We start from the raw sequence: 12,862 nt of genomic DNA on the forward strand, positions 1-12,862 counted from the left end.
CATCATTATCACTAGTTACTGAAAACGCTCTTTAACACATCCTCCGGAAGCTCCGTGCCGCACCATACGTCGTCAGACAAATCCTGGTGAACGTACTCCGGCATTTCCTCCGTCTTGATGGTCATAACCGGGTAAATGTCATCCTTCTTCACGTCTTCCCCGTTCATCAGCTTGATGGCATTTTCAATCGCCACTCTGGCCAGCCACGTAGGCTTGGATACGGCGATGCCTTCCATGTTGTTGTTGATACAAGCCTTCAGATAGCCGTTGTTGTCCTCACCGGTCATAGGAACCAGATCGCGTTTGGCCGCGTTGAAGGAATCAATCGCCCCCAGCGTCATGGCTCCGCCCTGGGACCATACGCCGTCAATCTCCGGGTAGGTGGCAAGCAAATCGGTGGTCACCGTCTTGGCCGCCGCGTAATCCCAGTTGGCGTCCTCCGCCGCCAGCACCTTGATGTCCGGGTATTTCTCAAACACGGACTGGGCGCCCTCATAGCGGAGCGTGTTGGTGGAAAAACCGGAGATACCGTTCAGCACTACGATATTGCCCTTGCCGTCCAGCTGGTCCACCAGCCACTGGGCTCCGGTGGCTCCGAAATCCTTCTCATCCACCGTCACCAGGGAATCGTAGCAGTCGCCGTCCACCGTGGCGCACAGCAGAACCACCTTGATGCCGGCATCCACCGCCTCCTCCAGCGTGCTGTTGATAGCCGTGGTGTCACACGGCGTGGTGATAATCACATCCACGTCCTGGGCAATCAAATCCTCCAGGTTGGCAATCTGCTTGCTCACATCGTTGTCCGACTGCACGTAGGTCACATCCAAATCATCCTTGTACATATTTTCCGCGTTCCACTTGAATTCCTGGTAGAGCTGAACAGACCAGGAGTTGCCCAGGAAATAGATATCGTAGCCCACCCGGATTTTCTCACCGGTCTTGTTCTCCACCTTGGAAACCGCCTCGGCCACCTGCGCGCCGGTGGTCTCCTCCGTCTTGGCCGCCTCCGTCTGGGTCTCGCTCTCCTTCGGAGCTTCCGTCGTCACCGGCGCCTCCGTGGCAGGAGCTGTCTCACTGGCCGGCTTCGAGCAGCCGGTCAGCGCGCCTGCCGCCAGCATGGCGATAGCCAGGGAATATGCCGCTGTTTTTCGTAACAAGTTGTTTCTTCTCATAATAATCCTCCATTTCTCTTTCGCTGCATCCTATTGCAGCACGTCATTGCATCAACAAGATAGCTATATGATAGCATTATTCAGTTGACTAGTCAAGTAGATATTTTGGCTAATTATTACATGTTTATCAATGAGACGTCCGTGTTTTTATGCTTAATAGACAATTTCAGCGATTAGTACCGATTGACAATCCGAATAACCTATGGTACATTTAGTTCATAATCTTACCAAATATTTCGTTTAATTAAGGGGAAACATGGAAAATAACCTTTATGATACCATCAATGAGCATTCACATATGCCCTACTATGTTCAGATTAAATGCTATCTCCGCCAGATTATCAAGGAAATAGGCCCCAACGCCCTGGTCCCCAGCGAGAAGGAGCTGGCCGACAAGTTTGGCGTGAGCCGCGGCACCGCCAAGCAGGCCATCATGGATCTGGTCTACGAGGGGGTTCTGTACCGCAAGCAGGGCAAGGGAACCTTTACGGCCAGCCATATCGCTAGAAATTATGACCGGCTTCCCACCTTTACCCAGGATATCATCCGCTCAGGACGGGCCGCCACCTGCAAGCCGCTGAAATTCAACCACTCCGTGCCGGCCCAGCGGGCCAGAGTCTTCTTCGAGCTGGCGGACGACGAGACCGTCATCCGATACAAGCGTCTCGTGCTGGACGACGACGAGCCCATCGCGGTGGTGAGCAGCTTTCTGAGCGGTCATCTCTACCGGGGTCTTCAGCTGTCCGACATCGGGGACTCCCTCTACGACGCCCTGGACAAGAAGTTCCAGGCCGCCCCCACCCAGGCCCACGACACATACAGTATCGCCGAGATATCCCCCAAGACCGCCAGCCTGTTAAACCAGCCGGAAAACAGCGTGATCATCTATTCCGAGCGTCTCGCCTACCTCTCCGACGGCACACCGGCGGAATTTGTGGAGAGCGTCATCCGGGCTGACAAGTTCAAGCTGGAGGTGGATTACAAGAGCCACGAAAAGGACGACAAGGCGTCCTCTTCTGTGGAGGTGAATTTTAGAATTTAACCGGCTGCTATCATCTGCCGGAAAACGCAAAAAAAACAGGAACCGGAAGAGCCCCATCAGTTCTCCCGGTTCCTGTTTTACTGCAATACTGTTTTCACGTTATTTCTTTTTCCATTGTCTTTTTGCTTTAACGTCTTTTTGCTTTCAAAACACTACGTCTCAAACACCGCCCGCCCCAGCACAACCGCGCAGACGCCCTGTTCTCCAAACGCTGCTGCCTGTTCCATGCTCATTCCACCGTCCAGCCAGACATTCCAGCCATCGCAAAGCGCTTTCGACACCTTCTTCTCCAGCCCCTTCCGGTATCTCTGCCCATAGCCATCCGGCTCGCACATCATAAGCAGCACATCCTGGACCTGCTCCCGCAGATATTCATACCGGTCCGGCAGCTCCGCCGGATTGAGCGCAATCCCCATCCGGATTCCAGCCTGCGCAAAGGCATCCACCACTCTCGACGGATACCGGCTGGTGTCCAGATGGACAAACACAATCTCCGGCCGCAGCTCCTTTAACTGCTCCACATAATCCAGCGGGTTCATCACCATCAGATGCACCGACTTCTCACAGGATGTGGCGGCGAAGACTACCCCTCACCGCCTTCATCCCGAAAGTGATATTGTTGATATAATTGCCATCCTCAACATCAATATGGATATGATGGTATTTCTCCTGAAGCCACAGGCACTGCGCCTGAAGGTTCATCACATCCCCGCTGGCAATCGACGGACATATCTTCATACCATCAACCTCTCAGCGCTTTCACCTTTGCCATAAACTCTTCCACTCTGGCCTGGTCCACCTCGTTGAAGAACTCGCCGTCCCTCTTGAACGTGGTGCCCACCACGGCGCCGTCGGCAATTCGCAGCTGCTCGCCCACATTTTCCAGGCGGACGCCGGTGTTCACGAACACAACCGTGTCGGGAACCGCCTTCTTCACCCGATCCAGCACCTGGGTATCCGCCGGGGAGCCGGCCGTCAGACCGGACACACACAGCGCCTCCGGCTGGCAGTTGAACACCGTGGATTTGGCTATCGCCACAATATCCCGGTCCCCGATATACTTGGCCGCCTCCGGAACAATATTGAACAGCGCCTTCACGCCCATGGCCCCGATTCTGTCTCTGTGGCGGACCACCTCCCCATAGTTGGTGTTCCACAGACCAAAATCACTGGAGTACACGCCGGTAAATATCTCCCGGACAAACTTGGCATCCACCGCTACCGCCAAATCAAACACCTTGTAGGGGTCCCAAAGCACATCCACCCCGTAAGGCACCCGAATCTCCGGCATCAGCTCGCCGATGATTCTCGCCATGGAAGCCACGGTCTCCGTCTTCACCTCCGTCAGGTAGGGAAGACTGAACTCATTGGAGATTAAAATCCCGTCCACGCCTCCATCCTGCAAGGCGTGCAAATCCCTTCTGGCTCTGTCCAGAATTTTCTTAAAACCGCCCTCCGCGTCATAGCCCGGGTCGCCCGGAAGCGCCAGCAGATGAAGCATGGCGATGACCGGTTTCTCTACTTGAAAGATTTCCTTTGTCCACATAACATTAAGACTCCTTTTTAGCTAATTTTTTGAAAAAGTAAATAATGCCGCCGGTCAGCACAACGATGATGGCAGAACCAAGCAGACGGAATTTGGAAAGCTGGTACAGGATAAATCCAATCAGGTTTCCTGCCGACAGAGCCGTTACCTGAACCGCTCCCTCCGGTATGGCCAGCGCTCCGGTAGCCGCGAACTGGGTAATCATCGGTGCAAAGAAGGAAGCCACGCACAACACGATTCCCATCATGATCGTACCGCTGATAAGGGTGCGGCCGAAGCTGTTTTTATGTATCGGTGTCGCCATGGAGATAAAGTAGGCCGTCGAAGCCAGGTCTCCAAGAGGCAGTGTGGTGTTAATCGGCAGTACCATCGCCAGCACCAGGGTGATCGGAATCAGCAGCAATGCCACCGACATGGTAGTCGGAAGACCCAGCAGAATGGCGGAATCCATACCGATATAGAACTCCTCGCCGTGGAACCGGCTCTGCATGAACTCTCTCGTCTGCTCACTGATTGGATACAGACCTTCCATGATAACCTTAATCATTCTGGGAAGCAGATGCATCAGCGCCGCCATGGCCATACCGACAGTAAGGCAGTTCTTCAAATCATAACCGGCCAGAATACCCAGCAGAATACCGATAATCAGTCCCAGAAACAGCGGCTCCGCCAATGTCTTTAAGAACCCGAACCGGTTCATCAGCCCACTGTTGTCCGCTTCCTTGTCCGCCTTCTTTGGCAGAACCAAATCGTAAACCTTATCTAACGCCTTGTAAATCGGAACCGTGGTCACCGCATACCCCTGCGGGATGGAGATTCCGGGAACTCCCAGGGCATCCTGCACGGTTTTCGCCGTGTAGTCGGCAATCATCAGAGCGATGGCGCAGTGTGCCGCCGATGCCACAAAAGCACAGATCAGATTGCCGGTCAGGGTGTAGACAACCGCCCCTGAAAATGCATAATGCCAGTAGTTCCAGATATCAATATTGATGGTTCTGGTAAGCTTTAACATCAGTAGGATAATGTTCACCAGAATGATAAACGGTATGATGAACGAGCCCACTGTCGTGGAGAACGCCAGACCTGCCGCGGCAGACCAGCCGATATCCACCGTATTTAAATTTAAGTTGAATTTTTCCACAAAGATATTGGCCACCGGACTCACATAAGTCCAGAGCAGGTTCAGAATCATATCAAGACCGATCAAACCGATGCCAACGGTCACACCCGCCTTTAACGCCTTTGAAAATTTCAAACGAACAATCAAACCCACAATCGTAATCATAATCGGTATTACAACATAGTTCCCCAAACCACTGATATAATCGAATATGCTTTTTATAAACTCCATAAAAACCCTCCTGTTAAGCTAGCGCTTTCAAAATGTCTTCCTTTACCTTCTCCATTCCAATTCCGGTTAAAAATGCCATTCCCACAACTTTGGGAATCCCAAAGTCCTGCCCGATGGGCATAGAGCTGACAATCAAATCCGCGTTATCCGTCTGCGAAGCAACTTCACTCAAACTGCACTGGACGATCTGGTGCGCAATCCCATGTTCCTCCAGCAGCTTCTCCACCCCATTACAGATAATCGTGGAAGTCGCAATTCCCGAACCACAAGCGATAATCACTCTCTTCATGTTCCTACCTCCTTTCCTTTCCATAAATGTCCTCTTTCGTACTTTCCAGGACAAAACGCTTTAATAATTCCACAATCTGTTCCGCGTCCCGCTTGTGAATACACTCAAAAGGCGTATGTGTATACCTGGTTGGTATGGATACGTTGGCAACGGCAACTCCCTCATTTTCAAACAGAATAAATCCGTTCTCCGTGATAACCCCTGGAGCCACCTCTCTCTGATACGGAATCCGGTGCATCTCACAGATGTCCACCAGCTTCGAAAGCAGTTTCTCGTCCGGCAGAACCCCTGCCAGAGTCCCCCTTCCGTGAAAATTCATCTCCGTCAATGCCGGGCCCTTCCCCAGCGCGATGTCGTTGTAATCCATGTCCGGCGTGTCACAGGACGGCGTGATGTCGATGCCGATGGACACCTCCGGCTCTATCCTTCTCACCGCCGGCATAATGCCTCTGATATTGTATTCCTCCATCACTGCCGCAACCAGATACACATCCCACTCCGGCTGCTTTTTTGCCAGCGCCCCGGCAAGCTCCAGAAGAACAGCACAGCCAACCCGGTCATCCAGGGCTTTTCCGCAGATCAGCTGCTCTGATAAATTCAGATAGTTGTCCGCAAACACCACCATACTGCCCACCCGGACACCTCGATCCTCCACCTCGCTCTTGGAAGCGGCGCCGATATCGATGTAAAGCTCATTTACCGGAGGAACGCTGAATTTACTCTCCGCTTTTATAAAATGGTGGGAAGGCGTCCCGATAACCCCCATCACCGGCTGCTGCCCCAGTATCTTCACGTACGTGCCGGGCAGAATCTGCGTGCTGACGCCTCCCATCCTCTCAATCCTGATAAATCCGTCTTCCTCTATCTTTCTCACGATAAACCCGATTTCGTCCATGTGGGCGAACACCATCATGTTTCTCGCAGGGGAAGCGGTTCCGGGGAAATGGCAGATCACATTGCCAATCCTGTCCACCTCCACCTCATTCGAGAAGGCGCGAAAGGCATCGTACATGTAGTCGATGACCGCGTCCTCCCTCGAGCTTATCCCGTCCAGTGAGGACAGCTGTCTGATTCTCTCTTCCAGTCCCATTATCATTCCTCCTGTAATATCTGTGCCAGCTTCTCCATGGAGTCAGTCTCCCTGATGCGCGCTAACTTGTCCGACTGAAGCAATCCTGACAGCTGCTGCAACACCGTCAGATGGCTGTGGGCATCCCGCAAAAGCAGCATGAAGGATATCTCCGCCCCCACTTCCTCCTCCGGCGCGTCCATCCTCCGAAACAAGACCGGCTTCTCAAACACGGTGACCACGATGGACTCCTGGTTTACATAAGAAAACTCCGCGTGGGGAATGCTGACCGGCACCGTTATGGTCTGGATCCCGGTGGGATAGTTGTCCTCCCTATCCATCAAAACCTTCTTGAATCCCTCCTTCACCAGACCTTCCCGCTCCAGCATGTCGGCCGTATTGGACAGATAGTCCTGCCTGCTGTCATACCGCTTCTTCTGAAAAAACCCCTTTTTTACCAACTCCAAAAATTCTTCCATCTACAACCATCTCCTTACCTGGCTATTATCACGGTTTCCACTACTTTCTTGATCTCCTCCAGTTCATCCTGGGGTATCCGGCTGTCCGTAATCAGTACGTCCACCTCATCCAGCTGGCAGACGCGGGCAACCCGGTACTGGTTGAATTTGGTGTAATCCGCCAGAAGCACAACCTTCCTGGCTGACTTAATCATCTTCTGCTTGACGCCCACCTCATCGAAATTCACATTGGAAACGCCCAGCTCCACATCCACGGCGTCGGTCCCCATAAAGAAGATATCGGCGTTGATGCCCTCCAGCATCCGCTCCGTCATCCCGCCGCCCAGACTGTAAAGACCGTTCCTCTTTCTTCCCCCCAGAAGAATCAAATCAATCTCCGGCTTCTCCGCCAGAATCATCCCTGTCTTCATATCGTTGGTGATGGCAATCCTGGCTCCCAGCTGGGTGTCCTTCACCATCTCTTTCGCCAAGGCCAGCACCGTCGTTCCCGCATCCATGAAAAAGCTGGCGCTCTGGTAGACATACGTCATGGCCGCTCTGGCAATGGCCGCCTTGTACTCCTGCTCCAGATTCTCCTTCTCATGCTGAATCGGCTCATAGGTAAAAATCGCCCGCTGGCTCGCCGCCCCACCGTGGATTTTGTGAATCTTTTTCTCCGCTTCCAGCTCGGTCAAATCCCGGTTCAAAGTGGCCTTGGAAATCTGAAAACGCTCCATCAACTCCGCTACCGTCACCACCTCATGTTCATCGATATACTCCAACAGCTGGTTTTGTCTCTGCCGCTTCATCCGGTACCCCTCCTCATCCTGACAGGTTCTTAATATGAGATATTTTGAAACCTTTTTATTTTTTATGACAAAATAATATCATATTATCTCATATATGTCAATTTATTTTCTTTTTATTCCACATAAAATAGGATATCGCTTTCCACAATCATAGATATTTGTCAAATCGTCTCATTATATGTGATAAATATCTCATTTGTCTCTCTTAGCAGTCGAAAAATGTCGATTGCATGGCCAACTATGGCTAAAAAGGCACAAAAAGGCGCAAAGAGAGCGCCGCGGCAATTCATACATACCGCGGCGCTCTCTAGCCGTATCCTTCTTTATCGATTACTATCGATTCGTTATTGATCTACCAACAGTTCACTGCATAAACTCACACAGTTTCCCATACAACTCTTCCACCTCTATCGGTTTCGCCACGTGGGCGTTCATTCCCGCTTCCAGGGCCGCCGCCACATCCTCGCGGAAGGCGTTGGCCGTCATGGCGATGATAGGGATGGAGGCGGCGTTTGGACAGCCGGAATTCCGGATCGCACGGGTGGCCTGATAGCCATCCATCACCGTCATCTGAATATCCATCAGAATCGCGTCACAGGTTCTGCCATCTTCTCCCAGGAACCAGTCCACCGCCTCCTGGCCGTCACGGGCGCTGCTCACAATGGCGCCGGCCATCTTTAGGATCTCCACGGCTATCTCCATGTTCAGTTCATTGTCCTCCACCACCAGTATCCGTCTGCCGGCCAGCGTCTCCGTCTGTGCCAGAGGAGCAGTTTTGGGCAGGGCGCCACCCAGCTCCGTGGCGGCCAGCAGGGTGTTGTAGAGGGTGGAGGCAAACAGCGGCTTTGACAGGAACAGATTGGCTCCCGCCGCCCTGGCCTCCGTCTCAATCGCACTGTAATCGTAGGCAGTGATAATGATGATCAGGGTGTCCGGTCCCACGATGTCACGAATCTGTCTGGTAGTTTCGATGCCGTCCATCTCCGGCATTTTCCAGTCAATGAGACAAATATCATAAGCATCTCCCGTATCGTAGGCCTGCCGGATGGACGCCACCGCCTCCCGGCCGCTGAGGACCCATCTGGCCTCTATTCCAAATTTCTCAAGCAGAAGGGTCGCGTAGGCACAGTCATCCGGGTCATCATCGCTGACCAGTACCCGCAGCGTTCCCATGGCCGGATATCTCACAATCTGCCGGCGGCCGGACAGCTCGAAGGGCAGCTCCAGCGTAAACACGGTGCCCTCGCCCATCCGGCTCTTCACCGTGATGGTGCCGTCCAGAAGACCTACCAGGTTCTTCGTGATGGACATCCCAAGACCGGTGCCGCCGATGCCATTTTCCTGCTCAAAGGACTGGAACAGCCGGTGCTCCAGAAAATCCTCGCTCATCCCACGGCCATTGTCGCTGACCGTAAACCGCAGCCGCATTCCCTCCTGTTGAACCAGTCTTCGGATATCCAGCTGCACCTTCCCGCCCTCCGGGGTGAATTTCACCGCGTTGGACAGCAGGTTGATAAGGATCTGGTTGACGCGCATGGCATCCCCCAGCAGTTCCTCCTCCGCCATATCCTGCACGGAGACCTTGAAGTCCACTCCCTGGGCCACAGCCTGGGGATAGATGATGGTGGTGACGGAATCCAGCACCTGCTTCAGATAGAACGGCGCATGGTTCACCGACAGCTTGCCGTCCTCTATCTTTGACATATCCAGAATGTCATTGATAAGGGCCAGCAGATGTCTGGAGGAAAAGGTAATCTTTCCCAGACAGTCCTCCATCCGCTCCCGGTCATTTAAATGTGCCGTGGCAATGGTGGTCATGCCGATGATGGCATTGAGCGGCGTGCGAATCTCGTGGGACATCCGGGATAAAAACTCCCGCTTGGCGGCGTTGGCCTTCTGGGCGCCGGCCAGGGCATCCTGAAGCTGCTGCTTCTGCTCCTCCAGCTTCGCCTGCATTTCCCGCAGCTCCGTCAAATCGGTTACGTCGATATAGGTCATCAGATAGACCGGACTGCCGTCAATCCAGTCCACGCATTCCCCGTTGGTCTGCATGAACAAAGTCCTGCCCTCCCGGTTGCTCAGCTTCGCCAGAAAGCGAACCCGCTCCCCCCGCATCACCTGGTCCATCTGGGGGATAATGGAATCCTTGTTGGTGTCCACATTCATCCGAAACAGGACATCGTTCATGGGGCGGTCCTTGGAGGTGCCGAAGAACTCCATAAATTGGTTATTGGCCTCCAAAAGCTCAATGTGGAGATAATCCCTTATCAGGTATTTCGCCACAAAGCCGGGAATGTTGTTGTAGGTGATGGACTGGGCCTTCTGCATTTTCACAAAATCGTCCACGTCGGTCATCACGGTGTAGGCGATGGGATATCCGTTGTAGGTGTCCTTGGTGAACACACCGTTCATCTGCACCCAGACATGGCCACCTCCCTTCACCGGCATCCTGGTGATAAGACTGTACTGGGACCGCCCTTTCTCCTGGGCCTCCAGCACCACCCGGGTGATATTGACCAGCTCCTCCTCATAATGGTGGTATGGATAATAGATATCTGGCCGGTTGTGAAAGAGTTCCTCGTACTCGTCCCTCGGATAACGGATCAGCTGATAATAAAAGTCGTTGCTCCAGACCACGGTGAAATGCTCATCCAGGATGTGTTTGCTGACGCTGACCTGCATGGTGTTCATCAGCATCTCGTAATCTCCGGCCACATCGCTTCCCATCAGCGCCCCGGTCCCGTGGTTCCCGTTCTGATTTCCCATCGGCTTTTCCACCGGTTCCCCTGACTGTTTCTTAGCTGGTTCCTTTGACGGTCCTTCTACCGGTTCCTCCATCTGTTCCTCTGCCTGTATTTTTACCTGTTCTTCTTTCTGTTCTTCCATCTTTTTCCCGTCCTCAAACGTCTCCTTCATGGTATCCTCAACCTTCTGTTTTTCCACCTTGCCCACTTACCAATAAAGTATAGCAAACTCTCCTTTAAATAGCAACTGTTTGATAGATAACAGCCCGTATGTTATAATCCATTATATAGAAAAGATGACTATGCCGAATGGAGGAATCGACATTGCCAAATAAGATGGAGTTACAGCACATCATTTACAACCTGCTGGAAACACAGATTAGATTCGGAAGATACCGCTGCGGGGACTCTCTGCCTGTCATCAAGGAGGCCAGCAGTTATTTTTGCGTGTCCGTGGACACGGTCCGCCTGGCCTATGTCCGCCTGAGACAGGAGGGTTATATCTCTCTTTCCACCTGCGTGGGCGGCACGGTGATTGTCGATTACAGCGAGGAGGAGATCGCCCTCCATATCCGTGATTATTTTTCCTGCCGGCGGGAATCCCTGCTGGCGTTCGCCCAGTCCGTGGGAGTGCTGGCCAATTACGCCCAGTGGATCGCCCTAAGGACCGCCACCCCGGAGGAACTGGACGAGCTGGAGCGCATCTGTCTGAAACAGGAGATTCCTCCCCTCTTTCGGATGTCCCGGCTGATTCAGCTGCTCTACGGCAGGCTGGGCAATGACATGCTCCTGAATCTGGAATGGCAGATGTTCCTGTTCTTTCTGGCGCCCTTTGTCGCCATCCCCAACAATCCGGCCCTGCAGCCAGCCGAAGTATCGCCCCTTATCCTCATGATAAACCATGCCAGAAGAAAAGACTGGCTGGCTCTCTGGAACGAGGGGGAGCGCAATGAAAACCAGTATTACACGGCGCTGAGCCGCTTTTATGAGGACAATCCGTTTCCCGCTCCGGCCTGTGGGGAACCGGTGGCATTTACCTGGGACATCCACAGAAAGGCGTCCCAGCTGTGCTATTCCCTGAGCACGGATATCATGGTGAGGATTCAGAGGGGAATCTATCCCTTTGGAAGCTACCTTCCCTCCCCGAAAATGCTGGCCGCAGAGTATCACGTCGGACTCAACACTGTCAGGCGGGCTATCGACCTGCTCAACAAGCTGGGCGCCGTCCAGTCCGTCAACGGGGTGGGAACCAGGGTGTTGCAGCCGTGGGAAAATGTGCAGAATTGCGATTTCTCGGACAGTCTCATCCGGCGGCGGCTGATGAATTTCCTGGAAAGCTCCCATATTCTGAGCCTGTCCTGTCGTGACTGCGCCCGCATTACCGTCCGGGGGCTGAGCGGGGAAGACAGGACCCGGTGGGTGGAGGAACTGGAGGAGGTGAGAGCGTCCGGATATTACGAGAGTCTGTTTTATATCTGCTACGACGCCATCTCCCGGTATGCGCCGTGGCCTGTGATACGGACCGTCTACGCCGGGTTGAACCGGCAGCTGACCTGGGGCCTGCCCATCCGGAATCTCCACGGGGACAGGGAGGAAGTCAACGCCTATTTTCTTCCCTATCTTGACACCCTTGAAGACAGTTTAAGGCGTGCTGACGGAAGCGCGTTTTCCCTGGCGCTGGAACGGCTTCAGATCACGGAGACCGCCTGCGTGGCAGCCTTCCTTCACAGCCATGGCATCAAAGAGGCGGCCGATATCGTCCTGCCGGAGCCGGAACCTCATACGTAACACACAGAAATGCCGGAGCCGCCAATCCATGGCCGCTCCGGCATTTCTCTGCTTCTTACTCTTATAAAAATCTCTCACGTCTCATCCCGGAAGTACTCCGGATATCTCCGGCGGATGGCTTCCTCGTCGACCCGGTACCGCTCCAGATGTCTCTCCATCTTCTGCTTCGCCAGTTTCCCGTCGCGGGCCTTCACCGCCTCAAAAATGCCCCGGTGGTCCTCCACCAGCTTCAGATTTGAGACCGCGTTCAGGGACATGTGGCGTACCCGGTCGAAGTGGACCATCATGCTTCTCATCAATTCATAGGCCTGCTGCTTGCCGGCAATCCGAAACAGCGTCTGATGGAACTCATTGTCCAGCTCCAGCAGCTTCTCCAAATCCTTGTCCTCCCGGTAGAATTCCTGGAGTTTCACATTGTGCTCCAGCTCCTCCAGCCCTTCCGGAGTCACCGTATCGCAGGCCAGCTCCACCACGGCTGTCTCCAGCACGCTGCGGACAAACCAGGCTTCCTCGATAAGGGCGTAGTCAATGGGGGCCACCACGCTGCCGCTCTGGGGATAGACCTCCACAATCTTCGACTTCGCCAGCTCCAAA

13 protein-coding genes are annotated in these 12,862 nt (G+C 53.6%); 2 read left to right on the plus strand and 11 right to left on the minus strand.

Annotated elements, in window-relative coordinates; translation table 11 throughout:
- Window positions 1-11 precede the first annotated feature (11 nt).
- A complete protein-coding gene (locus HMPREF9473_RS19915; protein ID WP_006782011.1) occupies window positions 12-1,172 on the minus strand; it encodes an ABC transporter substrate-binding protein in 1,161 nt (386 codons plus the stop codon).
- A 256-nt stretch (window positions 1,173-1,428) separates the two neighbouring features.
- Between HMPREF9473_RS19915 and HMPREF9473_RS19920 the strand changes: the two genes are divergently transcribed.
- Entirely contained in the window at window positions 1,429-2,214 is a 786-nt protein-coding gene (locus HMPREF9473_RS19920; protein WP_006782012.1) for a GntR family transcriptional regulator, read from the plus strand.
- 152 nt (window positions 2,215-2,366) lie between these two features.
- Here HMPREF9473_RS19920 and HMPREF9473_RS19925 read toward each other — a convergent pair whose 3' ends face one another.
- The 9 genes from HMPREF9473_RS19925 to HMPREF9473_RS19960 form a co-directional block, all read right to left on the minus strand.
- Window positions 2,367-2,759, minus strand: a complete 393-nt coding sequence (locus tag HMPREF9473_RS19925) for a hypothetical protein (RefSeq protein WP_006782013.1) — start codon at window positions 2,757-2,759, stop codon at window positions 2,367-2,369.
- Window positions 2,760-2,775: 16 nt separating this feature from the next.
- Entirely contained in the window at window positions 2,776-2,952 is a 177-nt protein-coding gene (locus HMPREF9473_RS28425; RefSeq protein WP_006782014.1) for a hypothetical protein, read from the minus strand.
- Between the two features lie 4 nt (window positions 2,953-2,956).
- Window positions 2,957-3,760 carry a BtpA/SgcQ family protein gene (locus HMPREF9473_RS19930; protein ID WP_006782015.1) on the minus strand — a complete coding sequence of 268 codons (804 nt, stop codon included), beginning with the start codon at window positions 3,758-3,760 and terminating at the stop codon, window positions 2,957-2,959.
- Window positions 3,761-3,764: 4 nt separating this feature from the next.
- Window positions 3,765-5,111, minus strand: a complete 1,347-nt coding sequence (locus tag HMPREF9473_RS19935; RefSeq protein ID WP_006782016.1) for a PTS galactitol transporter subunit IIC — start codon at window positions 5,109-5,111, stop codon at window positions 3,765-3,767.
- A gap of 13 nt (window positions 5,112-5,124) precedes the next feature.
- Window positions 5,125-5,400, minus strand: a complete 276-nt coding sequence (locus HMPREF9473_RS19940) for a PTS sugar transporter subunit IIB (RefSeq protein WP_006782017.1) — start codon at window positions 5,398-5,400, stop codon at window positions 5,125-5,127.
- A 4-nt stretch (window positions 5,401-5,404) separates the two neighbouring features.
- Window positions 5,405-6,490: a M42 family metallopeptidase gene (locus HMPREF9473_RS19945; RefSeq protein WP_006782018.1), complete on the minus strand. Its 1,086-nt coding sequence runs from the start codon at window positions 6,488-6,490 to the stop codon at window positions 5,405-5,407.
- Between the two features lie 2 nt (window positions 6,491-6,492).
- Window positions 6,493-6,948 (minus strand): PTS sugar transporter subunit IIA, encoded by a 456-nt coding sequence (locus tag HMPREF9473_RS19950; RefSeq protein WP_006782019.1) that lies wholly within the window; start codon window positions 6,946-6,948, stop codon window positions 6,493-6,495.
- A gap of 14 nt (window positions 6,949-6,962) precedes the next feature.
- Window positions 6,963-7,736, minus strand: a complete 774-nt coding sequence (locus HMPREF9473_RS19955) for a DeoR/GlpR family DNA-binding transcription regulator (protein ID WP_006782020.1) — start codon at window positions 7,734-7,736, stop codon at window positions 6,963-6,965.
- A gap of 363 nt (window positions 7,737-8,099) precedes the next feature.
- Entirely contained in the window at window positions 8,100-10,679 is a 2,580-nt protein-coding gene (locus HMPREF9473_RS19960) for a response regulator (protein ID WP_242830869.1), read from the minus strand.
- Window positions 10,680-10,804: 125 nt separating this feature from the next.
- On the opposite strand from HMPREF9473_RS19960, the gene HMPREF9473_RS19965 reads away from it, so the two are divergent.
- Window positions 10,805-12,268 (plus strand): GntR family transcriptional regulator, encoded by a 1,464-nt coding sequence (locus HMPREF9473_RS19965; protein WP_006782022.1) that lies wholly within the window; start codon window positions 10,805-10,807, stop codon window positions 12,266-12,268.
- A 74-nt stretch (window positions 12,269-12,342) separates the two neighbouring features.
- Here the strand turns inward: HMPREF9473_RS19965 and HMPREF9473_RS19970 are convergent.
- Window positions 12,343-12,862: GntR family transcriptional regulator (locus tag HMPREF9473_RS19970; protein ID WP_034859662.1), on the minus strand; the 520-nt coding region annotated here is incomplete at its 5' end.

The sequence above is a fragment of the Hungatella hathewayi WAL-18680 genome (genome assembly GCF_000235505.1).
Lineage (GTDB): Bacteria > Bacillota > Clostridia > Lachnospirales > Lachnospiraceae > Hungatella_A > Hungatella_A hathewayi_A.